Origin of the sequence: Thiocapsa roseopersicina, assembly GCF_900106925.1 — a bacterium.
Classification (GTDB): Bacteria; Pseudomonadota; Gammaproteobacteria; order Chromatiales; family Chromatiaceae; genus Thiocapsa; species Thiocapsa roseopersicina.
The window spans coordinates 1-26364 of record NZ_FNNZ01000020.1; the positions used below are offsets into that span (position 1 = coordinate 1).

General features: G+C 65.3%; 23 protein-coding genes. 10 read left to right on the plus strand and 13 right to left on the minus strand.

What is annotated here, in order from left to right:
- The 8 genes from BLV04_RS18015 to BLV04_RS18045 all read right to left on the minus strand — a co-directional run.
- Positions 1 to 1804: TraC family protein (locus BLV04_RS18015; RefSeq protein WP_093035471.1), on the minus strand; the 1804-nt coding region annotated here is incomplete at its 3' end.
- Positions 1801 to 1962, minus strand: a complete 162-nt coding sequence (locus tag BLV04_RS25025; RefSeq protein ID WP_175534686.1) for an RRXRR domain-containing protein — start codon at positions 1960 to 1962, stop codon at positions 1801 to 1803. The genes BLV04_RS18015 and BLV04_RS25025, both read right to left, overlap by 4 nt.
- Positions 1959 to 2876: a hypothetical protein gene (locus BLV04_RS18020; RefSeq protein WP_093035474.1), complete on the minus strand. Its 918-nt coding sequence runs from the start codon at positions 2874 to 2876 to the stop codon at positions 1959 to 1961. The genes BLV04_RS25025 and BLV04_RS18020 overlap by 4 nt, the downstream gene beginning before the upstream one ends.
- An 85-nt stretch (positions 2877 to 2961) precedes the next feature.
- Positions 2962 to 3294 (minus strand): TraA family conjugative transfer protein, encoded by a 333-nt coding sequence (traA, locus tag BLV04_RS18025; RefSeq protein ID WP_093035707.1) that lies wholly within the window; start codon positions 3292 to 3294, stop codon positions 2962 to 2964.
- An 88-nt stretch (positions 3295 to 3382) separates the two neighbouring features.
- A complete protein-coding gene (locus BLV04_RS18030) occupies positions 3383 to 3793 on the minus strand; it encodes a TraV family lipoprotein (protein ID WP_093035477.1) in 411 nt (136 codons plus the stop codon).
- Between the two features lie 9 nt (positions 3794 to 3802).
- Positions 3803 to 4048: a conjugal transfer protein TraV gene (locus BLV04_RS18035; RefSeq protein WP_093035480.1), complete on the minus strand. Its 246-nt coding sequence runs from the start codon at positions 4046 to 4048 to the stop codon at positions 3803 to 3805.
- Entirely contained in the window at positions 4045 to 4812 is a 768-nt protein-coding gene (locus tag BLV04_RS18040; RefSeq protein ID WP_093035483.1) for a DsbC family protein, read from the minus strand. Before BLV04_RS18040 ends, BLV04_RS18035 begins: the two co-directional genes overlap by 4 nt.
- Before the next feature lie 2072 nt (positions 4813 to 6884).
- Complete coding sequence (locus BLV04_RS18045; RefSeq protein WP_093035486.1) at positions 6885 to 8210, minus strand: tyrosine-type recombinase/integrase; 1326 nt, start codon at positions 8208 to 8210, stop codon at positions 6885 to 6887.
- A gap of 1507 nt (positions 8211 to 9717) precedes the next feature.
- Between BLV04_RS18045 and BLV04_RS18055 the strand changes: the two genes are divergently transcribed.
- Positions 9718 to 9951, plus strand: a complete 234-nt coding sequence (locus tag BLV04_RS18055) for a hypothetical protein (protein ID WP_217633726.1) — start codon at positions 9718 to 9720, stop codon at positions 9949 to 9951.
- 106 nt (positions 9952 to 10057) lie between these two features.
- Here BLV04_RS18055 and BLV04_RS18060 read toward each other — a convergent pair whose 3' ends face one another.
- A complete protein-coding gene (locus BLV04_RS18060) occupies positions 10058 to 10582 on the minus strand; it encodes a nucleoside deaminase (protein ID WP_281241866.1) in 525 nt (174 codons plus the stop codon).
- Between the two features lie 527 nt (positions 10583 to 11109).
- Between BLV04_RS18060 and BLV04_RS18065 the strand changes: the two genes are divergently transcribed.
- From BLV04_RS18065 to BLV04_RS18075, 3 genes are all read left to right on the plus strand, one after another.
- The gene (locus BLV04_RS18065) at positions 11110 to 11754 is read left to right on the plus strand and encodes a DUF2076 domain-containing protein (RefSeq protein ID WP_217633727.1); all 645 of its coding nucleotides are present in this window, start codon (positions 11110 to 11112) and stop codon (positions 11752 to 11754) included.
- 119 nt (positions 11755 to 11873) lie between these two features.
- Positions 11874 to 13145, plus strand: coding sequence for a lysozyme inhibitor LprI family protein (locus tag BLV04_RS18070; protein ID WP_093035495.1), 1272 nt, complete (start codon positions 11874 to 11876; stop codon positions 13143 to 13145).
- 195 nt (positions 13146 to 13340) lie between these two features.
- The gene (locus BLV04_RS18075) at positions 13341 to 14339 is read left to right on the plus strand and encodes an endonuclease (protein WP_245731940.1); all 999 of its coding nucleotides are present in this window, start codon (positions 13341 to 13343) and stop codon (positions 14337 to 14339) included.
- A gap of 37 nt (positions 14340 to 14376) precedes the next feature.
- On the opposite strand, the gene ppk1 is transcribed toward BLV04_RS18075, so the two are convergent.
- The gene (gene ppk1, locus BLV04_RS18080) at positions 14377 to 16620 is read right to left on the minus strand and encodes a polyphosphate kinase 1 (protein WP_093035501.1); all 2244 of its coding nucleotides are present in this window, start codon (positions 16618 to 16620) and stop codon (positions 14377 to 14379) included.
- Positions 16621 to 16782: 162 nt separating this feature from the next.
- Here ppk1 and cmoA point away from each other — a divergent pair, with 162 nt between their 5' ends.
- From cmoA to BLV04_RS18095, 3 genes are read left to right on the plus strand one after another with little or no spacing between them, the layout of a single operon-like run.
- Positions 16783 to 17508, plus strand: a complete 726-nt coding sequence (gene cmoA, locus BLV04_RS18085; protein WP_175534687.1) for a carboxy-S-adenosyl-L-methionine synthase CmoA — start codon at positions 16783 to 16785, stop codon at positions 17506 to 17508.
- Complete coding sequence (gene cmoB / locus BLV04_RS18090) at positions 17499 to 18491, plus strand: tRNA 5-methoxyuridine(34)/uridine 5-oxyacetic acid(34) synthase CmoB (protein WP_093035507.1); 993 nt, start codon at positions 17499 to 17501, stop codon at positions 18489 to 18491. Before cmoA ends, cmoB begins: the two co-directional genes overlap by 10 nt.
- Complete coding sequence (locus BLV04_RS18095; protein WP_093035510.1) at positions 18488 to 19120, plus strand: putative molybdenum carrier protein; 633 nt, start codon at positions 18488 to 18490, stop codon at positions 19118 to 19120. Before cmoB ends, BLV04_RS18095 begins: the two co-directional genes overlap by 4 nt.
- On the opposite strand, the gene BLV04_RS18100 is transcribed toward BLV04_RS18095, so the two are convergent.
- Entirely contained in the window at positions 19077 to 19316 is a 240-nt protein-coding gene (locus BLV04_RS18100) for an RND transporter (RefSeq protein WP_093035513.1), read from the minus strand. The two genes, BLV04_RS18095 and BLV04_RS18100, sit on opposite strands and share 44 nt — an antisense overlap.
- 105 nt (positions 19317 to 19421) lie before the next feature.
- Entirely contained in the window at positions 19422 to 20843 is a 1422-nt protein-coding gene (locus BLV04_RS18105) for a DUF6056 family protein (RefSeq protein ID WP_093035516.1), read from the minus strand.
- A gap of 233 nt (positions 20844 to 21076) precedes the next feature.
- On the opposite strand from BLV04_RS18105, the gene BLV04_RS18110 reads away from it, so the two are divergent.
- On the plus strand, positions 21077 to 22030 hold the full coding sequence (locus tag BLV04_RS18110) for an NmrA/HSCARG family protein (RefSeq protein WP_093035519.1): 954 nt from the start codon (positions 21077 to 21079) through the stop codon (positions 22028 to 22030).
- 49 nt (positions 22031 to 22079) lie between these two features.
- Here the strand turns inward: BLV04_RS18110 and BLV04_RS18115 are convergent, their stop codons facing one another.
- On the minus strand, positions 22080 to 22835 hold the full coding sequence (locus BLV04_RS18115) for a phosphate-starvation-inducible PsiE family protein (protein ID WP_175534688.1): 756 nt from the start codon (positions 22833 to 22835) through the stop codon (positions 22080 to 22082).
- A gap of 220 nt (positions 22836 to 23055) precedes the next feature.
- On the opposite strand from BLV04_RS18115, the gene BLV04_RS18120 reads away from it, so the two are divergent.
- A complete protein-coding gene (locus BLV04_RS18120) occupies positions 23056 to 23490 on the plus strand; it encodes a DUF29 domain-containing protein (RefSeq protein WP_093035716.1) in 435 nt (144 codons plus the stop codon).
- Between the two features lie 423 nt (positions 23491 to 23913).
- The gene (locus tag BLV04_RS18130) at positions 23914 to 26235 is read left to right on the plus strand and encodes an NADP-dependent malic enzyme (RefSeq protein WP_093035527.1); all 2322 of its coding nucleotides are present in this window, start codon (positions 23914 to 23916) and stop codon (positions 26233 to 26235) included.
- The last annotated feature ends 129 nt before the right edge of the window (positions 26236 to 26364 follow it).

Genomic DNA, 26364 nt, shown 5'->3' on the forward strand with positions numbered 1-26364 from the left:
CCAGGTCCGCACTGAAGTCCATGGTGTTGCGCCCGTGGAACCAGCGTCCGTATTCCCCGCGCGAGGTGAAGGGGTAGAGCTGCACGCCGACGTCCCGTAGGCGCTCGTCGGCGCAGGCGAGCATGGCCGCGGCGATCAGATCCACGTTCATCGCCGTGCCGTGGGTGTCCCACAGCTCGCGCAGGGCGCGCTTGAGACCGGCGGTACGGTAATCGCCGAGCGGTTCGGTCGGGGCGGCCATCGCCGTGACCATGGCGGCGATCACGTCGGCGTCTTCTTCCCACGTCTGCAGCAGCTCGAAGGGATTCAGCACGATGTCCGAGTCGGCGGTGAAGGCGACGAACTGCCCGCCGAGGGATTCGCAGAGGTTGGCGTAGCTGCGCCCGACGTCGATCACCCAGCAGCGCCCGCCGACACTCAGGTTGGTCGAGAGCAGCTCGTTGGCGAGGAACGACTTGCCCGAGCCCGAGGAGGCGGCGATGACGGCGTTGTAGTTGGTCGCCGAGTCGAAGAGGCTCAGATCCACGAGCTGACCGGTGCGCCCGATCAGGTTCAGCACCGGGGTGCCGGTGCCCTTCCAGTCGCCGAAGACCGGCATGAGCGCGACGGCATGGGCGGCGGAGAGGGTGCGATAGCGAAAGCTGGTGCGGATCGCCCCGCGATCGGCCCCGAACGGCAGGCAGTTGAGAAAGAGCGGCAGCACGAAGAAGCGGTCGGTCAAGACCTGAAAGCCGAGCTCGCGCCAATAGGTGCGCAGATTCGAGGCCGCGCCGGCGGCCTCCTCCGGGGCGGTGAAGAGCACGATCCCCAGATAGGCCTGCAGCGGGCGGTCGCCGTGATCCAGCCGGGCGAACAAGGCATCGAAATCGCGCTTGTTGTGGGCCAGCCGCGGCATGTAGTGCGAAAGATTGCCGCTCACCTGATGGGCCGCCCATTGCGCGCGCGAGGTGAGATTCACCCGCGTCGCCTCGGGGTCCGGAAAATGCATGGTCAGGGTGATCAGCGCATTGTGGCGCACCCCGCGCGAGCCCGAGAAGGGATCCCCGAGGAAGCGCGCGGCCAGCCCGAAGCCGGCCCGGTCGGGAAAGCGCTTGACGGAGAAGGTCTGGATGCGCTGCTCACCGAGGGTGATGCCCTTGGCGTCGACGTCGATGCCGACGTCGTAGTCCAGGTACTGATCGCGGACCGGGCGCCGGGCATCGCACTCGGGCGTGATGCGGTCGCGCCAGCCCGCCTGCGGCCCCCAGTTGAGCAGGGTCGTCATGATCCGCACGTGACGGTCGGCGGTGAGGCTCGTCGGGCGCATCCCGGCGGTGACCAGCACCTGCAGGGCGGTCGCCTGCAGCTCGCGGGCATCGCGCAGCTCGTGCGCGCTCGGCTGCGGGGCGGCCAGCGGCAGCTTGGCCGTGACCAACACCTGCAGCTCGCGCAGCCGCAGATCCCCGGCCGGGGAGAGCGGGGCGGTGCTGCCGGCGCGCAGATAGGCGGCGGTGCGGCGCGTGGATTCCCGCAACAGCGCGGTGGCGGTCTCGATGCGCAGCCCTTCCATGCGCGCGACGGTCTCCTCGATATCCGGGGAGGTCCAGAGCGCGACCTGCAGCAGGGTCTCGGGCGGCCAGTCGAGATTGCCGAGCACGAGCAGACGGTCGGCGTTGGACTGATCGGCGGCGGACAGGGGCTCGCACAGAAAGCCGAAGGCGAGCGACTGGTCGTCGAGCAGGAACAGATGGCTGTCCGGGTCGTAGGCCAGGGTCGGGAAGAGCGCGTTGGCGCGCGAGCCGGTGAACCGGCGAGGTGTCGTCATGAGGGCTTCTCGGTCAGGCGGATGATCGGGGGTGTCGTCGAGATCCAGGTCGCGCGACCGCGGCGGACCATCTCCCGGGCGCGGCGGCGGGCGCAGTCGCTCAGGGGCTTGCCCGAGGGCGAGCGCACCTGGACAGGGGCGGTGCGGGATCGGCTCATGGGCGTGCCCCCTGCGCACGGTCGAACAGGCGGGTCTCCGCGAGTCGGACCATCGGAGTGCGGTTGCTCGGGTCGGCAGGCAGGGAGCCGAGCGACACCAGGGTCGCGCCGTCGACGGCGGCGACTTCGCGCGTGACGATCAGCGCATCGTCGATTGCGGAGGCATGGAGCCGGAAGACGGCGCCGCGCACGTCGAGACCCTGCTCGGTGATCGAGATCGGCGCGAACACAGGCTGGGGGTGGCGTCGGATGTGCGCCGCGCTCCAGGCGAGCGGGTCGACCGCTTCGGCGGTGATGAGCGTGCCACCGTCGGGGAGCAGGATGGCCAGACCATGCGCGGTCGTGGCGACGGCGAGGCGACCGGCACCGTCACGTGCGCCTGCTGACTGCGATTCGGCGGAAGGTTCAACGTGATACTCCGCTTCGCTGCAGAGCGCCGTCGGCCCGGATCCCGCGGAGAATCCGAGGTCGGAATCCCGTTTCGGGGCACAGCGGGTGACGACGAGCGTCCGGGACCGGGACGGAGCGCCGTCGGCGTGGTGCCGTGCCATCCGGTAGGCGACCAGGAAGAGACCGTCCGCGCCGTCCGCGGCGAGGGCGATCGCGCGATCGAGCACCGCGATGTCCGGATCCCTCGGATAGAGCAGATCGGCGGTGCCCGCGAGCCAGGCGTCGCGATCGGCAAGCGCGCCGTCGATGACCTGTCGTGCGCTCGTGCAGGCCGCCTGGTCGCGCGCGGGGATGCGCCGGCAGACGTGGACGTCGCCCGAGCGCGGATAGACGACGAGATCGCCGACGCCGGGCAACGCGCCCATCAGGGATTCGGGAAGCCGCGGAGCGACCTCGGCGTGCGTGACCGAGACCGCCATGACGAGGGCCACGCCGGCGACGGCGTGCCTGTCGAATCCGACCATAAAGACCTCGCGTGAAAGGGGGTCCCGTGGTCGGGACCCGGCAATGGACCCGATGGTCGGGGTCCGGGCGATCGGAAGGCTCCGATCAGAGGACGGGCAGGGTGGCGGTGACGACGCCGTCGACGATCGCCGGGGCCAGGAACATGCCCACGCCGGCGGCGATGCCCAGGACGAAGCCCATGATCGACTGGCGTGCGGCACCGGCGATGACGCCGATGATGATGAAGATCACGGCCACCACGCGGCCCAGAAAACCGGTCATCCAGCCGGTGAGCAGGGTGTAGAGGGCCGAGAACTCGGTCCCGGTGGTGCCGGCCGTGGCGGTCGCGGAGAGCGCCAGGGCGAGCAGGGTCGCGGCGAGGCCCGCGAACAACAGGGTCCGGCGGTCGCGACCGGACAACGGGGGCGGGGACAACATGAAAAGCTTCTCCTGAAGGTTGAGGACCGCACGCCGCGCGCGCGGGTTCGAGTGGGCCGATCGTCCGGTCTGCACCGGACCACGGTGTTCAGGCGCCGCGCTTCTCCGCCCGCGGCAGGTGCATCGGTGCGTGTGCCGGATCCGTCGGAGGTGCATCCGGGGGCATGGCCGGGTGTGCTGCGTCTCCGGGCGCGGGCGATCGCAGCTGTACCTGCAGCGGCCGCAGCACGGTCAAACGCCCGTGCGGTGCACCGTCGTACTGCCAGTGTTCGCGCAGCACCTCGATGTACACCGTGGAGGGCGGATACAGATCGCCGGTCGCATCCTCCCAGGGGGCGATCCAGGCCTGCATGGACGAGGCGGCGGCGCGTGTGGGTCGATACTCGGCAGGGCGTTGGTCTTGGGCCGCCACCGGTTCCGGGACGGGGGCTCGGGTGGCGCAGCCGTTCAGGGCGGCGAGCGCCGAGAGCACGATCGGCAACGTGAGGCGTGAGGTCATGGCGGTCTCCTAATCCCGCAGGCGTGTCGTCCAAGCCCAACCGGACCCGGCAGCAAACCCGCTGTCGGTCTCCATCGGGAGCGGGCGCGCGATGGACGCGGGCGGCGATCCGACACCGTCGCTGAGGCTGTAGACGGCACTCGGCGGCAGACAGAGCGGTTTGCCCGGATAGCCGGGACAGGCATATTCGGGGTTGCCCGAAGCGCAACCCCCGAGCAGGGCCGCGCACAGCAGCAGGGGTGTGGCGTGGATCATTCGGCGTGCTCCTCGACGGCGGCGAGCCAGGCCGCGAGGTCGTCGGGTCGACCTTGACGCAGGCGCCCGTCCGGCGCGATCAGGAAGGGCGTGCCGCGAATCCCGAGAATCTGGGCTGCGATCAGGGTGCGTTGCGCGACCGCCTCGCCGCATCCTGCCGCGGGCTCCGGGAGATCCGCCGTCAGTCCGCCGAGCAGCGCGTCGCGCGCCTGCTCGGGATCACTCCCGGACAGACACGCCAGCGCGAGCACGGCGCGCTGCGAGGCTTCGCCCAGCACCGGAATCGGGACCAGCCGGAAGCGATAGGTCGCGCGCAGCGGCGCCAGATCGGCATACATCGCGGTGCAATGGGGGCAGAAGGGATCGACGAAGATCACCACCTCGGGGCCTTCGCCGACGTCGATCGCCCCCAGATCGGCCACGTCGAGCTTCAGTCGCGCCAGATCGATCCGCCCGGCGAGGTGTTGCGTCTGATCGAACGCGGTGAGCTTGGCTCCGTGCCAGAGATCCACGGCACTGCCGCGCAGCACGTAGCGTCCGTTCTCCGAGAAAAACAGCAGCTCCCCGTCGGTGGTCTCCACCGCCTGCAGACCGCCGGACGGCAGCTGCGCCATGCGCGCGATCGACGCGCTCGGCAACGGCTCGGCCACGCCGGGGTTCGCCAACGACGCCGCCGCCAACCCGAGGGCTGCCAGCGAGGCAGCGAGGTGCCGGGCAATACGCCCGGGCGTCTCGTCGAGAGGTGAATCGAGGTTCTGTCGCATGCCGCTGCCCTGTCCGTGAAGGTGCGGACAGAGTGCCGGCCGACGGGCGTGACGGCGACGGCGCTAAGCATCCGAAAACGCGGCTTTACTCGCAGGTGTGTCGGCTGCTGCGCGGACGGCGCAGCGGGGAGGTCGTCACGGCGCCGACGGCTTTTGTTCACAATCCCTGTGGCCGGTCGTGTGGATAACCTGTGCTCGAAGGGGTTAAGCGCCGGACAGGGCAGGGCGGAATGCCGGCCGGTCGAAGAATGACCGGGTCCGGACGGTTCCGGCGAGACCGTGCGAGATGTTCCGCGGTGGATCCGGGGAGGGTGGCGTGTGCGTTGTGCGAGTGGCGGGTTCCGAGCGGCCGAGTCGGGGTCTTGTCCGCGTGCCGAAGCGTCGGCAGGCGCTGGATGACGGTGGCGTCCCGACGCGTGCGGTGCGACCCGGTGTCGGACCAGGAGGAGACGATCTCGTCGACCCGGGCCTTGGCCTGTGCCTGGACCCTGGCCTGCGATGCTCCGCTTGGCGGCTCGGGTCAGGACCCGCACGCAGGGTCCCCGGTCGGGCGGAATCGGGCGCGCCGGATCGTGGACACTTTCAGGGTGTCGTGAAAAAAGCGGGGGTCGCGCGCGACGACGTCGACTTACTGACGGTTCTATGACGGTTAATATTCCGGTTAGGGGGAACTGCGTTCCCTATCAAAGAGAACTCTGTTCCCTACCGACGGAACTGGGTTCCCTACCGACGGAACCGTGTTCCCTACCCATGGGCACAGTGTTCCCTAGGGCATGCTGTTCCCTCCTCCCGAAAAGGGCACTGGGTTCCCCAGCGCTGTGTACAGGGTTACCTCGGGAACCCGGCTCCCTGCCCTCGCCCGGGGACTGGTGTTCCAGATTCCTTTGGCACCCTGGATCCTTCTGCGAGGCGGACAGCAGAAGGCGGTTGTCAGTCGCTTGTCCGGGTCCGCCTTTCGTGCGCTCGATCAGCATGACGCCTCCGGTGCGGGGATCCGACACCCGCGGAAGAGGAACGCCACCTGGCTTACGTGGCCTTCACCCGCGCCAAGGAGCAGCTGGTCCACGGCATCCCGTCGGACGAGCGCTTCGATGCGGCATGGATGGGCCGCCAGTCGCGAGGCCCTGGAATCTCGCGCACGCCGGTCAGCCGGTTTGTCTTCGTAGTGAACTTCTTGACCACCGTCTCGCTCTGGGCTCCGTGTCCGGATGGCCGTCCGGAAGCGATCCGGAGGCTAAGCTTCCCGATGTGCCGGCCGAAGCGAACGGCCTGCTGAATCGCTATCCGGAGCGGTCGGCATATCCGAATGCTATGCCGCGCTGAAAACGCAACCAACGGCGTCGAACGGGGAGGGCTAGGGAGGGCTCGCCGCGATGGGCGGTCAAGGATCGGATCCGACATCGGGTGTTCGGCGAGGGACGCATCGTCGGTGTGCGCGAGAAGGACGTTCTCGACATCGACTTCACAGGGCGAACGCGCTCGTTTAAGCTCGGCATCGTTGCTTTCGAGCGGATCGGATGGGCACCCCGGCTAGCGCCACCCGAGCGAGCTGTCTGCATTCGATCACGCGCGCCGTCGGTGACGCTCTCGTCGGCGGACCGAAAAGGTGAGCTCGGCAGGCGCCGGTTCTCGGGAGCGACGATGCGTCGTGGTTCTTTGCGTTATCGAAGATCGCGCCGCCGCGGACCGCGGCGATCGTTTGTCGGTGCGCCATCGCCCGGTGCGATCAGCCGTCGATCGAGGTCCAGTCCGAGCCGCAGCGCCGTCTCGGCCTTGGCAAGCTCGGCGCTGAGTCGGCGCTGAGATAGCCGGCATGGTCGAGCTGCGAGACCAGCTCGGTGCGCGGCAGCCCTTGTCTCTTTCTAACCGAAGTTTACAAATATCCGAAGTGTTGGTTCCGGACATTGAAGTCCCGGTGGTGTGCCTGCGATATCTTCACATGGCTTTAGGATTTCGAGGGAGCTGCACGATTTCGTCAGGCGAGGTTTAAACTGACCTGTTCCGTCCGGGCTTTGCAGGGATAGAGCCCTTGATCACAATCTCTGGCTCATCTCCGTCCGCGTTCATGAAAACTATGCGCTAACTGCGTTTTCATGTCCCTCAGTCGCCAGCAGCAACGCAACCCTATTCCCAAGCCTCCGCCAGGCGTCCCGCTGCTCAGCCTTAAGTTCATGGCGTTGGTATATCCGCTTGAGCTTGTTCTGCTCCACATGGTTCAGACAGCGCTCGATTACCTCTCCCATAACGCCCAGTTCGCCCATCATGGTTGCGCCGGTGCGACGCAGATCGTGAGGCGTCCAAGCGCCGCCCGACAGCAGTAAGGACGCCGTAGCCTTAGTGCGGTTGGATAGCGGCTCATCCCGCACGCGGTCCTTGATCTGTTTGGTAATGGATTTCAGACACACATGTCCCAGATCATCTCTGGCTGGCAGGCACCAATTCGAGTCGCCGGTCAAGGTCTTCAGGGCGTCAAATTGCTCCTTGGCGAAGTCGGAAAGATAGATGGTGTGGTCCTTGGCGTTCTTGCTGTTGCCGGCCGGGATAGACCACACGCCTTTCTCCAGGTCCAGATCCGCCCATCGAGCTTGCGATAGCTCGCCCACCCGGCAGCAGGTGGAGAGCATGATCCAGATGGACAGTTCCGTTGTGTGCAGCAGGTTCGCCGCCGGGAGACGACGTTTCAGCTCGATGATCTCCTCCTCGGACAAATAGCGATCTCGCTCCTTCTGACGGCCGCCGATCTTTTCTTTGTTCAGTCCTGCCAGCGGGTGCACATCGACCCATTCACGGGCGAGCGCGAAGTTAAAAAATTGCCGCAGATCGCCGAACAGATGATTAGCCATCACTCGCGCGCCGCGCTCGACCACCCCGTCGAGGACCTCCACCAACATCGATCGCTTGACATCGACCAAGGCCACGTCGCCCAAGGCTGGCAGAATATCCTTCTCGATTGCCCGCATGGACTCCTTGCCTCCATCTTTGCGCCGCGACAGCTCAGCCCGTTCCCACTGACTCATCGCTTCCTTGAAAGATCGGCGCGCGACGGCTTCAGCCGTGATCCGTGACAGCTCCGCCTGATGCTGCTCCACCGCTTGTGCGTCGGCGACCTGCCTACGCAACTTCTCGGCCCGTCCTTGCTCGACCGGATCGGTGCCGGTATCCACGAGCGCTTGCTTTGTATCCCGCAACTTGCGGATGTCCTTCAACGACTCATTCGGCCACTTACCGCAAGCCGCCGTCCGAGTCTTCCCTTGCTGCTTAAACCGATACTCGAAGGTCACGACGATCCCTGCCTTCTGCGCTCGGACCCGTCCGTACAATCCCTCGCCATCGAACAGCTTTCGCCCGACGTCATCGGTGGAGAGAAATTCCAGTTGCTTGACTGTCAGCTTTCCCATCGGCGCACCTTTTTCTGTTCACACTACTACCCACGTTTCAACGAGGCATGATTGATCATGGTCCGAACGTACGGGTTGAGCCTGTTGAAATCAGATGCCATCATAACCGATGGGGCGAGAGCAGAAAGGCGATGCGATACCGGGTACGGGAGGGCGGACGGACGTGTGATGCAGCAGAACTGGAACGGGTTGTCGTGGAGAGCACTTACGTGAGGACGAACGCTACATCTCGACTCATCCCCCAACAGGGAACGGGTCGAGCCTAGTGGATCGTGGTCCTGCGTCGCCACCTGCCGGGGGTGGCCGAATGCCCGTGGATACCGGTTGCCCAATGGACGTGGATTACGCAGATGGAATGCCTGGTGCGTAAGGCAGGCGAGCGCCACGCGCCGCTGCCAGGTTCCGACCGACTCCAGGTACCGTTTGCCTGTGTTCGACAACCGCCTCTCGCGCGATTTCACCCGAGCGGCCCGACTCAGGACTGGAGCGCCGAAATTACGTCCCTGTGGAAGGATCAGGGCTGGCGGCCATCGTCCTCGACCTGTTCAACCGCGAAGCGTGAGCCGGGCGCTGACACCGCGCATGTTGGCCGATCCCATCACGGAACCTCAGACCATGGGTCGGTTTCGGCGAAGCAGGGCCCAGGCTGAGCCACATTTCCGATCGAGTTCGCCATAACGTGAGACATGCGTTCCAAACGAAGCTGGCGCAGAACTGCATGGTCTGCTCGATCGACTCTCGGCGGGGAGAAAAACAGGTACCATGACCCTTGCACTTGGAAGATGAGGAACGGAAGGGATCCTCGCAGCAGAATTGCTGCGATTTCCTGCTCGTCCCGAACGCCGATATCACCGTTGCCGAAAGTTGTGGGGAACAGCATGCGTCTTGGCACTTCGAGTGGGGGTTGGGGTGGGCGAAAATTTTTACCCCCACTTTTACCCCCACTTTCGGGGTGGCTCTGACGGAATCATGGTGGACGTAACTGGACGACACGAGGCATGGAGAAGAGCATTGGCATTGTTTTTATTAGCATAAATGGACGCGATTGGATGAACCTGGATTCCGCAATACCTAACTACGAACCAGGTGGTAGGAGGTTCGAATCCTTCCGGGCGCGCCAAATCAATCGACGGCTTAGATGTACTCGCATCTAAGCCGTTTTTCGTTGTGCTACACCCTTTGGATTCATCGATCTGCGCGGGATCGGCTTGCCGGTTTGGCTCGCCGGCTCTCGCGCCAAGCGCTCGACCTCTTTGTTTGATGCAGAAGATGGCGAGCCTGTTTCCGTCCTGTGTTCGCGCGTTGAGGCAAACCGACAGGGGCTTTTCCGGAAGGCATCGAGATGTCGAAGCGCTCGCGCGGAAACGGGAATTGGGCATTTTCACGGCTCGGCAGCGAAGGATCCTCGGGGTCACCGATCCCGACCCGCACCTAACCGAGCCAGGCGGTTCCGCCGCCGAGCTGTAGCGCCGAGCCTTCCGTCACCGCGCCCCGGGCGACCGCCACCTTGCCGCTCATGTTCGAGAAGAGCGCATTGACCGCGGCATCGTTCTTCCAGAGCGCGACGATCAGACTCTATCGGGCGCGCGTGCACTTCTGTGCGGGCTCGCTCCTGACCCCCTCGACGGACGCACCCTCCATGTCCACGGAGGCGCAGACGCCGATGTCGAGCGGACCCTCGTCGGTGTCGATCTCGGTCGCGGCGGCCGTCGTGACGGCCTGTCCGCCGATGACCCATTAACCGATATATCCGTCCGCGGGTCGGCTTTCGACTATCCCGTCCCGTAGAAATCGTCGTCGGCCACGACGCCGAGCGAAAAGGCGAGGGCGGAGGTGAAACGACGACTTCAGTAGTGCACCCGCCCAGGACTGGCGGCGTACGCTTCGAGGATCTTGAGTGCCTCCGCCCGAAGCAGCGGAATCTCGGGGATTGCTCGCTGTCCCGGTGGCTTTGCCAACTGCTCATGGATGAAGTGGTCATCGAAGCCGATGGCGGCCGCATCCTGGATGCTGAATCCGTAGAACACGCGCTCGATCCGCGCCCAGTAGATCGCACCGAGGCACATGGGGCAGGGCTGGCCGCTGGTGTACAGATCGCACCCCTGCAGGCCGATGCTCCCGATCCGTCGGCAGGCATCGCGGATCGCGACCATCTCGCCATGGGTGGTTGGATCACGGGTGGCGATGACCCGGTTCCAGCCCTCCCCGATGATGTGCCCGGCACGCACGATCACGGCACCGAAAGGCCCGCCGTCGCCCGCTGCCGAGCCCCGACGGCCCAGCTCGATGGCGCGCCGCATGAAGCGCACCTGATCGGATGATCCCGCGGCATCCCCGGAGCTTCCAACCGAAAGATCCGACTGCTCGCCCATATCAATGCCCATCGGCTTGCGGCTGCCCCGGCCGTTCCGTCATGATCTTCCTGCACGCCGCCATACATGCTTCGCTCGATTGAACTTCTTTGTCGGACCCTCGAACTGCCCCCACAGGCAGTAGATCTAGCCGGCAAGGCGATCATGCCGCCAGTCCAGCACGCGATCGATCGCATCGCAGCATTCGGCCAGGCGCGGTCGGCGTCCTCGTGGACTGTCCAAGGAAGCGTACGGCAACGATGATCTCGCGGATGTCGATCCTGCGCCGGCCCAGTCGTCGAGCGTCCGCAATGATCCACCTCCGGGGATACGACTTCGATAAGGCTATTTTACTGTTTGCCACGGCCGCTGGACAGGCGGCGAGGCGTTGCCGCAGCCTCTCGGCGGATTGACAGGCCGTCGCCCCGTGCGGCTCAATGCGTCGCTCACAGCAGCGGACTCGAGGAACCTTCGCACCCGATGGGAGCTCTACGCTGCGGCCTTTCCCTTTTTTACCCGAACCCTTTTGACCGGAAGGAGAGTTTCCAGTGGATCACGACGAGCACAGCATGATCGGCAACCTTTTCGCCAAGCTCAAGCAGGCAGAACAGCAGGCTGGCCCCCGCGATCCGGCTGCGGAGCAGGAGATCACCGCGGCCGTGAGCCGGCAGCCCGCCGCGCCCTACTACATGTCTCAGGTCATCCTGATTCAAGAGCAGACGGTGCAGGCCCAGAACCAACGAATCCAAGAGCTGGAGAAGCAGCTTGCCGAGCGCCCCGCGGCGGGCGGCGGATTCCTCGGCGGTCTCTTCGGGGGCGGGGCGGCTCCGGGCGCAAGCGCTGCGCGGCCAACGGCCGAGCGCACGCCGGCCATGACTCCGGGCAGCACGCCGGCGACGGCTGCGGGCGCAGCTCCGGGCATGGCGTTCGGCAAATCGTCCGCCCCCGCAGCTCCGAGCCGAGGGTGGTCGCAGCCGACACCGTCCGCCGGGGGCGGCTTCATGGCATCGGCCCTGACGACCGCCGCGGGCGTCGCCGGCGGCATCATGATGGCCAACGCCCTCACCGGTCTGTTCGGCGGCAACGAGGCCCAGGCGTCGGAAACACCTGCGGAGCCCGACGAGGCGCCCCTCGAGTCCGAGGAAGCCTTCCCGGACGAGGGCGGTGATTTCGAATCCTTCGAGGAGTTCTGATCCACGCCCGGCGCATCGCCCTTGCCGATGAACGGGGCCGGTTTGGCCCCAAAGGTCGGCGATGCGCTTCCTGCGTTGGGCGAGGCTCGTCTCCGTTACGGGCACTGATGGATAAGCGTATGAGGAATCGACGTTTCGGACAGCTTGCGACCGCGCTTGTCTGCGCCCTATCGGGTGCCCTGGTGGATGCGGCTTGTCTGGATATCGACGCCTCATCCAGTCCCTGTCGATATCCGGCGGGCGATGCCTGGTGTGCCCGCAACGACGGCGCCAATCTTTACGCGTATAAAGACGGCTGCGTCGACGAAGGTCGGCTCGCACAAACCGAGACGCCGGCTCGCGCGCCGGCCAAGGCCGCACCGGGAGATCCCGTTGCCGTCTGGGACTGCGCCAAGGCCAGAACCGACGTGGAGCGCTTGATCTGCGCCAACCCCGACATCCGAGCCCGGGACGCGAGAATGGGTGTCCTCTACACCGAGTTGCAGGCGCTCGGCCTCTCGCCCGAGCGGATGCAGAAAGCCTGGCTCAGAAACGAGCGCGCCGCTTGCGGTGATGCGGATTGTTTGCGCGCCCTCTATGCCGAACGCATCCGCTACTTCGAGTCGCTCTTACAATCCGGTGCTGCGGAGCGCAAGGCGGTTCGGGACGAACCGGATTCGGAGCCCGTTGCGCCAATCGCTGATCCGCCGGCGCCCGATACCGAGGTCGATCGGAATCCGGCGCTGCCGCCCGCGACCGAGCCGGCACCGACTGACCCTTGGGCGTCGAGCTCGGAGGCGACCTTGCCGACGGATGAGCCCGTGGCCTTCCTCCCCGAGCTGCCGCAGCCGGAGTTACCCTCCGCATTTTCGGGTGACGCCTCGGCTGTCGGCGGCATGCCCGGCTCTTCCGACGCTGCTCCGGGCCAGCCCGGCCATCAGGCACCTTCTGGCTGGCTGCGCGTCGGCGTTGTCGCGGGGGGTGCAGCCGCGCTGATCCTGGCGATCGGTCTCTTCGCGTGGCTGCGGCGCACCCGGATCCGCGGCGCGGTTGCTGTCTCCAGCGATCACCTCGCATCTCTGCTTGAGTGGTTTCAGACGGTGTCGGCGGACTGGTTCGCTGTGCTGCGGCGACTCCGCGCCCCTGTCCGCGCTCCGCGGCTCGCTTCCTCGCAGGTCTCGCAGAAGCCATCGCGCCCCGCTGAACCATGCTTCTCGGACGAGATCCTCGCACGCTTGCACGCGCTGGCACGGCCCGGAGAATCGCTGTCGTCCGTTCTCGGGCGAGCGGTCGCCGCGCTGGAAACCGCCTCGGACCAGCCGCGGGAGACGGTCGTTTTATCCCGCATGGCAGCACTTGAGGCCCGCTTGGCAGAGTTGGAAGGCAAGAGGTCGACGTCTAAATACCCCTGAGCGACCGCAGTGGGATTGCCCTGTCGCCGAACGCAGCCTTTCCCTCCAAGCACACTCTGCTAAAGTGCCTGCCCGCCGTCCACTCGGGATCGTCCGCTCGTAATGCCTCGCCGTCCGTCTCGCAAAGCGCCTCCGCCTCGAGCTGCAACCCGACTCGCCGGGCTTGCCCGATTGGTGCCGGCGCTGCGCCGAAGCATGATCGCGCTGCGGGATCTCGGTATTGGGCTGGTCTTGATCTGCGTCGTTTCCTTCCTGCCGATGAGCCTGACGCAGAGCTGGCCGGAACCTGCGGGTCGTGCGGTCGAGATCGCGCGCGACATCCGCGTCTTGTTGTTCGACGTGGTGCGCAAGACGGCTGTCGGCGTCGGATCCCTGCTCTCGTTCGGCGATGGGGGTGTCGCGGCGCCGGTTCGTGCAACCGCCGAACCTACCTTAGGGTGGTGGCCGTTCGATCGTCGGGCGTTCGGCGCTTTGGCTGCGTCCGACGCTCCTCGGTCCGGGATTGCCGGCAGCTTCGATGATGCTCGTACAGTCTTGCTCGACACCGTCTACGCCGATCGTCGGGTCACCTTCTTCTGCGGCTGTCGCTACGACCTCCGGGGTCGGATCGACCTTGCGGGCTGCGGTCTGGGCGTGCTGGTCGGCAGCCGCCGGGCGGAGCAGGTCGAGGCCGCGCATGTCGTCTCGGCAGCCCAACTCGGAGGGTCGCGCCGCTGTTGGCGTGAGCCCGCAGCCTTCGCCGCCTGCACGGCCGGCGGGGCGGCTCCCCTCTCGGGGACGGCCTGCTGCGAACGGGTGGATCCCGCCTTTGCCGCTGCACACCAGGATCTGCACAACCTTGTTCCCGCGGTCGGAGCGATCACGGCCGCGCGCTCGGATCACGTGTGGGGCGAGCTGCGCTCGGGACAACAGCTGGGCGATTGCGCGATCCGTTTCGACCCCATCCTGCGCCGGGTACAGCCTCCGGAGGAGGTGCGCGGGGACATCGCCCGGACGGTGTTCTACATGCGCGACACCCACGGGGTGCGCCTCGGCCGTCAGGACGTCCAGCGCTATACGGCGTGGAGCAACGCCGATCCACCCGATGCCCCGGAGATCGAGCGCAATCGGCGGATCAGGCGCGTGCAGGGCAGGGGGAACCGTTATGTAGAGGACGAGCGGCGGTTCCGAGCGTCCTTGGAAACGGCGATGTAGCCGGGCCGGGGCACGTCCGTTGTGCCGTAATCCTCGGCTATTTGAGGTTCTTGTCCCGCAACCGCCATTGGAAATGGCTCAAGAGCTTGGAGCGCACCTTCTTCTCCTTGTGCTTGGCCGCCGCGGCGAGACGCTTTTCGGCGACACCGATCAGGGTCTCCTGGGCACCCTTGGCGTTTTCGTCTTCCGGTGTGCGTTGGGTATAAATGCCGTCCGAATCCATGTCCCAGGCCGAGCGGGTATCGGCGAACTGCACGTCCAGAATAAGCCTCAGCTCCTGCCTAAGCTCCGGGTTCTCGACCGGGGCATGTACCTCGACGCGGCTGTCGAGATTACGGCCCATCATGTCGGCCGAGCCGATGTAGTACTCTTCCGCGCCGCCGTTCTTGAAATAGATGATCCGGCCGTGCTCGAGGAAGCGCCCGACGATGCTGACGACGCGGCCAGTCTCGCTGATCCCGGGCAGACCGGGTCGATAGCGGCAGGTGTCGCGGATGATGAGATCGACCTTCACGCCGGCGCGGCTGGCCTTGTAGAGCGCACGCGTGATCTCGGGGTCTTCCAGCGCATTCATCTTCATCTGGATCAGTCCGCCGCCTTGGCGCTTGTGATGCTCGATCTCGCGATTGATCTTCTCGATGATCCCGCGCTTGAGCGTATAGGGCGCGGCGAGGATCTTGCGATAGCTCGGGGGCGGCGAATAGCCGGTGAGATAATTAAAAAGCTCGGTGAGGTCCTGGCCGATGTCCTCGTCGCAGCCGAGCATACCCAGATCCGTATAGAGCTTGGCCGTGCCCGAATGATAGTTGCCGGTGCCGATGTGGTAATAGCGGCGCAATTGCGAGTAGTCGCGCCGCACGATGAAGATGAGCTTGCTGTGGGTCTTCAGTCCCATGACGCCGTAGTTGACGTGGATGCCTTCGGCTTCCAGACGCCGTGCCCAGACGATGTTGGCGGCTTCGTCGAAGCGCGCCTTGAGCTCGACCAGCACCGCGACCTGCTTGCCGTTGCGCGCGGCCTGCATCAGCGAGTCCAGGATCGGGCCGGCCGAGGTGCGGTAAAGCGTCATCTTGATGGCGAGCACCTTGGGGTCTTCAGCGGCGGTGCGCAGGAAACGCTCGACCGAGGTGCTGAAGGCCTGGTAGGGATGCTGGAGCAGGAGCGGCCCGTTCTCGCGGATGATATGGAAGATGTTGCGCCGATCGTTGGCGAGCAACGGGTGATCGACTGCACGGTGGGTCTTGTCGTGCAGCTCGGGCTTCTCGATTCCGGCGATCTCGAAGAGGTCGCGCAGGGCCATCATGCCCTCGACTTCGAAGACGTCTTCGTCCTCGTTCAGACCCAGCTCGGCGGCAAGCATGCCGCGATGGGTCCGTTCCATCCCGGGTTGGACCTCCAGACGCACGATGGGCGCGAAGTGGCGCTCGCGCAGCTCGGTTTCGATCATCTCCAGCAGATCGTTCGCAGCCTCGGCGTCCGGCTCGACGATGGCGTTGCGGGTGATCCGAAAGAGTGCGCAGGAGTCGATCTCCATCCCCGGGAAGAGCATGTCGAGGTTCTTCACCATCAGGTCTTCGAGTGTGACGAAGGTGGTGGTGCCGTCGATGGCGATCAGGCGCCGCGACACGTCCTTGCTGACCGGCACCTTCACGCGTGCCATGTAAACCTCGCTGCCGCCCGGGAAGCGCAGGGTGACGAGCAGGTTCAGGGTCAGGTTGGAGATGAAGGGGAAGGGATGGGCCGGGTCCATGGCCAAGGGGGTGAGCATCGGGAAGATGTTGGCGCGGAAATAATCGCGCAGCCGCTCACGCGCCTCCGCCGGCAGATCGTCGTAGAGTGCGATGCGGATGTCGTGTTGCGCGAGCTCCTGCATCAGGATGCTGTCGATGCGCTGCATCTCGGTCTGAAATTCGCGGACCGCGGCCTGGCATTCCTTGAGCTGCTGCAAGGGGGTGCGGCCGTCTACACTCGGGGTGTGCACCCCGGCGGCGATCTGCTGCTTGAGACCGCCGATGCGTTTCATGAAGAATTCATCGAGGTTGTTGCTGACGATCGCCAGAAACTTCACCCGCTCCAGCAACGGTGTGCGGCTGTCGTCCGCCTCGTGGAGGACGCGGCGGTTGAACGCAAGCCAGGTCAGCTCGCGATTCAGATAGAGCGAGGGGTCGCCAAGGTCGATCTCGTCCGGGATGCTCGGGGCGACGTCCGGGGTCGGATCGACGTCTTGCACGAACTCGGAATCCTCGTCGATGGCTTTCTGGATCTCGTTCTTGTTCAGCATGTTGCGTTCCCTTTGACGGCAGGTCGGCAGTGGTGTGGGCGGGGCAGGTATTCTAGCAACCGCGCGGCGGGCGAAGATGGCGGTTTAATGACGTGACTCTGCCTTGCCTTCCGTATTGCTGCAAGCCCATCATGACTGTGATCGAGGATGCGAAGTTTGACGATGAACGAGCCCGATGACCTTTTCGATCGACCGAGCGCTCCAGTCAAGCCGTTCGAGTTCGATGCCGATGTCGCCCGGGTCTTCCCGGATATGGTGCGTCGCTCGGTGCCTGGATATGCCGAGCTGGTGGGTCTCGCCGGACTCATTGCCCGGCGCGTCGTGCGGCCGGGGACACGCTGTTACGACTTGGGGTGCTCGCTGGGCGCAGTCACCCGCGAGCTGCTGCTGCAAACCCCTCCGGATGTGCCCGTGATCGCCGTCGATTCCTCGGAGGCGATGATCGAGCGCATGGGTGCGCGGCTCGCCGGTGTCCCGGGGATCGAGCGACTCGTGCCGCTCTGCACCGATCTCGAAGCGGTCGAGGTGAGCGGTGCCGGATTGGTCGTCTTGAATCTGACGCTCCAGTTCATCCCGCCCGAGCGGCGCGACGCTCTGATGGCCCGTCTGCGTGCCGGTCTGGTCCCGGGCGGGATGCTGGTGCTGGCCGAGAAGGTCGAGATCCCGGATGCGCAGGGCGGGCGCCTGATGCGCATCCTCCATGAGGACTTCAAGCGTGCGAACGGCTACAGCGAGCTGGCGATCAGCCGCAAGCGTGCCGCACTCGAGCGTGTGCTCGTTCCGGAGACCGTCGAGACGCACGAGCGGCGACTCGACGATGCCGGTTTCGCCGGTCATCTGCGCTGGTTCCAGAACCTCAACTTCGTGGCCTGGGTCGCATGGACCTGACGCCGTTCGAGCCCTTCCTCGATCGGCTCGGGCGGACCGGTCTGGGTCCCTGGCGCGAGACGCTGGCCGAGCGCACCGCGTTTCGGATCGGCACGCAGGCGCATGGGGATCTGCCGAGGTGGGAGCAGGCGTTGGCGCGGCTGCCGGATCTGCCGAGCGGTCGGTCTCGACTGGATGGCCCCTGTGTCGGGATCGAAGGTGTCGGGCCGCTCGCCCCCGATCTCGGACGGTCTCTGCGCGATGCGCTGATGGCCATGCATCCCTGGCGCAAAGGCCCCTTCTGCATCCAGGGCGTGCACATCGACACCGAGTGGCGCTCGGATCTCAAATGGGATCGCGTGGCCGGCGCCATCGCGCCGCTCACCGGTCGTCTGGTGCTCGACGTGGGGTGCGGCAACGGCTATCACGGCTGGCGGATGCTCGGCGCCGGCGCCTGGTTGGTGCTGGGAATCGATCCGACGCTCCTGTTCGTGTTCCAGTGGTTGGCGCTCAACCGTTATCTGGTGCGGGACGATCTGGCGGTGCTGCCGCTCGGCATCGAGGACCTGCCGGGCGATCTCACCGGCTTCGATACGGTCTTCTCGATGGGCGTGCTCTATCACAGGCGCTCGCCGATCGATCATCTGATGGACCTGCGGCGGCTGCTGCGCCCGGGCGGCGAGCTGGTCCTGGAAACCCTGGTGCTGGACCGCGAGGGCGAGTGCCTGCTGGTCCCGCCGGGACGCTATGCCGCCATGCGCAATGTCTGGTTCATCCCGAGCGTCGATGCGCTGGCGGTCTGGCTCGGCCGCTGCGGATTCGCCGGGATCCGTGTCGTCGACGTCACCCGCACCGGCCCGGAAGAGCAGCGCTCGACCGACTGGATGCGCTTTCAGTCGTTGCCCGATCATCTGGATCCGGCCGATTCGAGCCGCACCATCGAGGGACACCCGGCGCCGGTGCGCGCCGTCCTGATCGCGAACCGACCGGAGTCCAGACCATGAGCGGATTCGTCGATAAGCTCAAGCTCAAGGAAAAGGCCGAGGAGGATCTCTACTTCGCCCGACGGGACGCGGACCTCTTGGCTGCGCGCAGGTCGGTCGAGGGGCATGATCCGCCCCTTCCCGAGACCGGCATCCGGGTGGTCTCGGGAGGTCAGAGCGGTGTCGATCGCGCGGCGCTGGACGCTGCGGTTGCGCTCGGTTTGCCGATCGGCGGCTGGTGCCCGCTCGGACGCCGCGCCGAGGACGGTCCCATCCCGGACCGCTATCCGCTGCACGAGACCCCGAGTGCCGACTACGCGGAGCGGACCGAGTGGAACGTCCGCGACAGCGCCGCGACCCTGATCCTCCATCGCGGTCCTATGACCGGCGGCACGCGTCTGACCGTGGAGCTGGCGCGTCGACTCGGCAAACCCCTGCTTGCGCGCGACCTCGCGGAGCCAATCGATGTCCAGGCGATCGTCGACTGGCTGGTCGCAAACCGGGTCCATATCCTGAACTGTGCCGGGCCTCGGGAGTCCGGTGCACCGGGGATCGGCGAGGAGTCGCAGCGGATCTTCGTCGAGGTCTTTCGCGCCTGGCCTCGCCTCAGCGCGGCGTCGGGTCTTGTCGATGCGTCAGCAGACGCGTGAGCTTCAGGATAAGCAGAACCCACGGGGTTGCATGCAGCACCAAGTCGAAGATGTCGATCGGCTTCACCAATGTCCCGTCCGCCAGCATCTTGAGCTTTTCCCAAAGGTGCGGCTCCGGGGCGAAGGGCGATAGCCCCAGGGTCAGGGCGGCGACAACGAAGAGGTAAAGCGGAACGCGGTCGGTCCAACGGAACATCGGATTAGTCCTGTGTGCGTGCCGGGTAAGCCCGGTCCCGGTGTCATGTACAAGGGGCGACTTCAGTCGCCCCTACAGGGTGGTCGATCCTTTCTTGGAAATCACCTAAGGCGGGCCCTCGGCCCACATCGGATGATGCCATCCGAAATAGGCCCCGAAGAGTCGATTCTCCTCGCGGCGCTCGTAGGGTTTCAGATCCTTCGAATAGAGCACCTTCATGCGCGTGCGCAGAGGCGGCAGACCCAGCGCCGTCGCTCCGCGCGATTGCGCCTCGCGGATCAGCGCGTAGCGGGCGAGCTTCTCGGCATGAAAGGTCTGCAGGCGCGGGATATCACGCGCGATTTTCGGCACATTCGAGACCGCGAGCAGTGCGATCAGACTGGCCGCCGAGACCCAGCGGCGCACGGGGGCTCGGCTCGGGGACAGGCGTTCGCCGAATGCGTATTGCAGCGCCGCCATCGTCGGGATCAGGACCAGTGTGCCGAGCAGCACGCTGACGCTCTGCACGCGCCCTGGTGCTTCCGCCCCTTTCGCCCAAGCGGCCGGGAAGAAGAGCATGACGAGCAGCCCGATGAACGCCAGTGCGAGCAGGATGCGCTCCGCCGTGGACAGCCGCCCGATGATGGCGTGGAAGCGTGCGAGCCCCTCCGCAAGGAGCGTACGAACGAACCCGATCTGAAGAAAAATCACGCCGAACAAGATCAGCTTCAGCGTGGTCACGAGCGCATGGAAGACCGAGATCAGCAGGCTGCGCGACAGCGATTCGTTCCCGACCTCGCCGATGATCCCCAAGCGCACATCATGCCCGGGGGCGAATGCGGCGATCGCGCCTAATACCAGTATGACGATGAAAGGCGGCAGCCAGACGCCGATCCGCGGCCCGCGCAGGCGAAGTACGACCAGCGCCATCAACGCCGACAACCCCACCGTCACCAGCATGATGGTCTCGTTCATCCCGGCGATCAGCGCCGCGAGCGCGGCCAAAATGAGACCGAAAAGCAGATCACGCGTCGTTGTCGCGGGGCCACCGAAATAATCGGCCCAGACACCGACGAAGACCAGAAACAAGGCGTTGCCCGGCTGATAGGTCGCAGCCCCGGCCAGCCAGTAGAAGGCGGTATCGAGCCTCGGGATGAACAACAGATAGAACAGGAACGCGAGATGACCGAGTACGATCGGACGACCCATTCCGAGCAGCCGGCAGAGCGCGCGGAATGAATAGAGAAAGGCCGCATAGAGGGTCAAGAGGCTCGCCGCGGTGACCATCCAATAGGACTGCGTGAGATCCAGCCATCGGCCGAATGCGAGCGTGATGGCGGCGCTCGCATAGCGGCCGCTCCAGTTCTGATAGAAATGGATCACCCCGCCGAGGATGCCGTGCTCGCGCGCGACATAGGCGTAGTCGAAATCGTCGCTTGTGGGATGCGCGTAGAGCCCCAAATCAAGCAGCAACAGGAGCAGTGCGAGGCAAGCGAGGACCACGCCGATCCCGATCCATCGAGCCTGCAGCTGGGATTGCGCGGTCACAGGTTAGACCCCTTAGGGTCGCCGAGCCGACGACGGCGGATCGGGATGAGGGAGCGAACAGATCGCTTGGTGTCGCAGGTTTTCGGCGGGCTGGGCAAGGCGGGGCACCGGTGTCTGAGTGGCTGGATGAGAGTCCAGTGAGATGCTTGCGCCGCGCAGTATACTCGTCGAGTCGCGAAACACCCGCGTCCGGTGCACCCGAGCACAACTCCATCATTGATGAGGTCACCATCATGAGCAACCCAAAGATCATTGCCGTCTTCGGCGCGACGGGCGCACAGGGCGGCGGTTTGGCGCGCGCGATACTTGACGACTCGGACGGCGGCTTTGCCGTGCGCGCGATCACGCGCGATGTCGACTCGGACAAGGCCCAGGCGTTGGCAGAGCTGGGCGCGGAGGTCGTCGCCGCCGATGTCGACGACGCGTCCAGTCTGCGCCGCGCCTTGGAGGGGGCCTACGGGGCCTACTTCGTCACCTTCTTTTGGGCGCATTTCTCGCCCGAGAAGGAGAAGGAAGAGGTCCGAAACATGGCGGCCGCGGCAAAGGCCGTCGACCTGCGTCACGCCATCTGGTCGACCCTCGAGGACACGCGTCTGTGGGTGCCGCTCGAGGACGCGCGGATGCCGACCCTCATGGAGCACTACAAGGTCCCGCACTTCGATGCCAAAGGCGAATCCGACCGCATCTTCACCGAGATGGGCGTGCCGACGACCTTCCTGCTGACCTCTTTTTACTGGGACAATCTCATCCACTTCGGCATGGGGCCACGGCGCGAGAGCGACGGTCGTCTCGTCTTCACGCTGCCGATGGACGACAAGAAGCTGCCGGGCATCGCCGCCGAGGACATCGGGCGCTGCGCCTACGGCATCTTCAAGCAAGGCGAGCGCTATATCGGCCGGAGAGTCGGTATCGCGGGCGAGCATCTGACCGGCGAGCAGATGGCGGCTGCACTGTCCGATGCCTTCGGAGAGGAGGTGCGCTACCGCACCATTCCCCCGGATGTCTACCGCGGACTGGGTTTCCCCGGTGCGGACGACTTGGGAAACATGTTCCAGTTCAAGCGCGATTTCGAAGCCGACTTCTGCGGTGCACGCGATCCGGCGGTCGCCCGCGCGCTCAATCCCGCATTGAAGTCGTTTCGAAAATGGTTGGAGATCAACAAAGACCGTATCCCGCGCGGCGGGTAGCCGGTCACGGCCGGGCGGCGCGATCCGCGTCCCCGGCATCGGGTCTCGGTCAATGACCGTCGCCGGGCCCGGTGAGCCGCTTCACGAGGTAATAACCCCCGACCAGCGTGCCCAGAAGCGCAGCCAGACCGAACATGTACATGGCCGGATCGCCCTTGCTCTCCAGATCCATGACGACGACCTTGCGGGTCAGCGCCGTGATGGCGATCAACAGCATGATCTCGACGTGTACGGACTTGTCCATCATGTACATGTAAACGCTGGCCATCAGCTCGATCGCGATCAGCACGATCAAGAACATGCCGAAGAGCTCGAAGAGCTCGCCGAGGTCCAGGAGAAACAGACCCTTTTGGCTTGTGATGTCCTTGTACAGCACAAAGCAAAGCTCGATGACGGCGATCACGGCGACAACCGAGATCAAGAACAGCAGGACCGCGGCCAGTATTTTCTCGAAATGGTGAAACATCCGGTCGACCACGGATGTCGGCCGAGTCTGGCTCTGAGTCCGGCTCGCACCCTGTCCCGACCACCCGAACGGATCGAGAGACAGGGGCTGCGGCGCACGCTCGCTCGAGGCAGGGACGATCCGAATCAGTGCGCCGGCGTCGCGGAAGGCGGTCTGGTACCGCGCCGCGGTCTCGCTGTCGACACCCCTCCTGACCGTCACCGGTGTGCCGCCGAAGAGTTGTCCGACAGCGGAGTCGGAAAGGTTGAACGCGTGCTGAATCCGCTGGCGAGCGGCGAGCACGTCGGTCCCCGGAACGAGGTCTCCGCTGAATTGGATGTCGAATCGGTTTCTGTCCATGCTGTGCATCTCCCCGAGGCGCAAGCCCGTGAGGATAGGCGATCGCGGCATCGGCGAGTAGATCCCGCCCCGGTTTCCTGCCGTGGGTTCGGTAGAATCCCGCCCCGAACCTTTTCGCCGGGCGCGATCCGGTGCGACATCGGTCGGCGCAGAGGGTGTGTTCGGGGCGGGGTGGAAGCCTCGTCTATACTGGGCGACACGGCTTCGAGTGGAAAGAACGATGACAACCATCAGCTATGACGCAGACGTTGTTGCTTGGGCGAACGAGCAAGCGCACCTGATCCGGGCGGGTCGGTTCGACCAGCTTGATCTGGAACACATCGCCGAGGAAATCGAAGACGTGGGCAAGAGCGAACAACGCGAGCTGGCGAGCCGCATGGCCGTGCTGATTGCGCATCTCATCAAATGGCAGTATCAGCCCGAGCGCCAAAGCAACAGTTGGCGGCGAACGATCAAAGAGCAACGCAAAGCCCTGGCATTTCATCTCAAACAGGTGCCGAGCTTGAAACCGAGACTCGCCGACGCCGAGTGGCAGGGGGCGATCTGGGCCGATGCGGTCACGCTCGCGATCGACGAAACGGGAATGGGTGCTTTCCCGGACGACTGTCCGTGGACGATCGAGCAGATCCTCGCGGATGATTTCTTGCCGGCTTAAACCGCGCCCAGCGCGGGATACGATGTTTCTGGATGGGATCGGCCCCAGCAGACTTAATGACCGTTGGAGCTGGCGCGGTTTAAGATATGAAAATATAACATTTTCAATCGCGTCCCCGCTAAGGGCTGTGGATGCACCAAACGTCGAGATCCCTCGGAAATGAGCATTGCGCTCTGGATGCGGTTTAGCCGCGCGCAGACCTCCCCTTACATATCCGGCTACGTCGCTGAAACCTAACGGTAGGGTGGACGAGCGAGAGCGACGTCCACCGAACCCTGCACCGGTGCCGGTGGACTACGCTACGCTTGTCCGCCTACGGGCGCTGGTCCACCCGTCGATCTTGTGAACGAGGCAGCCCCCGCATGCCTTCGACGACCTCGTCTGCCGAGCGTCAATCATCAACCACGGAACCTTTGCACTCCAATGACATCGACTCTGTCCACCGCCGAGCAGGCATTGCGCGACGCCGCTCGGGAGTATCACCGCAGCCCCAGTCGCGGCAAGATCGCCGTCACGCCCACCAAGCCACTGTCGAACCAGCGCGATCTCTCGCTGGCCTACTCGCCCGGAGTAGCCTATCCCTGTCTCGATATCCAGGCCGACCCGGCGCTCGCGGCGGAGTACACCTCGCGCGGAAATCTGGTGGGCGTGATAACCAACGGCACGGCCGTGCTCGGCTTGGGCGACATCGGCCCGTTGGCCGGCAAGCCGGTGATGGAGGGCAAGGGTTGCCTCTTCAAGAAATTCGCGGGCATCGATGTGTTCGACATCGAGCTTGCCGAGCGTGACCCGGACAAGCTGGTTGAGATCATTGCCGCGCTCGAACCGACGCTGGGCGGGATCAATCTGGAGGACATCAAGGCGCCGGAATGCTTCTACATCGAGCGCGAGCTCAGCAAGCGCATGAACATCCCGGTGTTCCATGACGATCAGCACGGCACGGCCATCATCTCCAGCGCCGCGCTGCTGAACGCCTTGGAATTGGTCGGGAAGGCCATCGACACCGTGAAACTGGCCGTTTCGGGTGCCGGTGCGGCGGCACTCGCCTGCGTCGACGTGATGGTCGGTCTGGGCATAAGGCGCGAGCATGTCTTCATGGTCGATTCCAAAGGCGTGATCTACGAGGGCCGTCCGGGCGGGTTCGACACGTCCAAGGCCCGCTATGCCCAACAGACTGACGCGCGTACCCTGGCCGATGTGGTCGACGGTGCCGATGTCTTTCTGGGTTGCTCCGCACCCGGCGTGCTGACCGTGGAGATGGTGAAGACGATGGCCGATCGGCCCATCATTCTGGCCCTGGCCAATCCCGAGCCGGAGATCCGCCCGGAGCTAGCCAAGCTCGCGCGGCCCGACTGCATCATCGCCACTGGCCGCTCGGATTACCCCAATCAGGTCAACAACGTCCTGTGCTTCCCCTATATCTTTCGCGGCGCACTCGACTGCGGCGCCACCAAGATCACGGCGGAGATGAAGCTTGCCTGCGTTCGCGAGATCGCTGATCTGGCGAAGAGCGAGACCAGCGCCGAGGTGGCGACGGCATACGCCGGACAGGATCTGAGCTTCGGCCCCGATTATCTGATCCCCAAGCCCTTCGACACGGGGCTGATCCTGCGCATTGCGCCCGCCGTGGCCCAAGCCGCCGCCGACTCGGGGGTGGCCACGCGCCCCATCACCGACATGCAGGCCTACAGGGAGAGCCTGACGCTCTTTGTTTACCAAACAGGCATCCTGATGCGCCCGGTCATCAATGCCGCCAGGGCCCTGCCCGACGCCAAAAAGCGCGTGGCCTTTGCCGACGGCGAGGACGAACGCGCCCTGCGTGCCGCCCAAATCGCGCTCGACGATCGCCTGGCTCGCCCGATCCTGATCGGTCGTCCCGCAGTGATCCAAGCCCACATCGAGAGGGCCGGCCTGCGCATGCGTCTCGGGGAGGATGTCGAGAACGTCAACCCCGAGCAGGACCCGCGCTTCAACCAGTACCGGGAGCATTACCACCGGCTCATGGGTCGCAACGGGGTCACGCCCGAGGTGGCCGCGGCAGCGGTGCGTCGCTCCAACACCATCATCGCTTCGCTGATGGTCGCCCTGGGCCACGCCGACGCCATGATCTGCGGCTTGGCGGGCAGCTACGAGACCCATCTCGAGCGCATCCACAGCATCATCGGTCTGCGGCCCGGCGTGAGCAATTACGCGGCCCTCAACGCGCTGATGACCGAGCGCGGCGGACCACTCTTCATTGCAGACACCTATGTCAACGAAGACCCCGGCGCCGAACAGCTGGCCGAGATTGCCTGGATGGCCGTGCAGGAGATTCAGCGCTTCGGCCTGCCGGCGAAGGTGGCCTTTCTGTCGCACTCGAGCTTCGGCTCATCCAAGCGTGCGTCGGCCAAGAAGATGCGTCTGGCGCGTGACCTCTTCGTGGCGAGCCACCCCGACATCGAATGCGACGGCGAATTACATGGCGATGCCGCACTGGAGGAAGATATCCGCAGCCGCTACCTGGCCGACTCGACCCTCGCCGGCTCGGCGAACCTGCTGATCTGTCCGAACCTCGATGCCGCCAACATCCTCTACACAGTGCTCAAGACCACCACCAGCGGTGGCGTGACCGTGGGTCCGATCCTGATGGGGGCTGCCGCTACGGCCTGTATCCTCACCCCCGCAGCCACCGTGCGACGCACCCTGAACATGACCACCCTGGCAGTTGCGAGCGCTGCTGCAGCGCGGCAATCGCCGGTGTCCTGATCCGGACTGGGCGGATGCCGGGTGCAATCGACTGGCTTGCCCAGCACCGGCCGACCGTCGGCCGTGATCTCGGTCGCCCGCGGGGTCGGGGGTGTCCCGGAGGGACTGCCGAGCCAGCGATGGATTCCG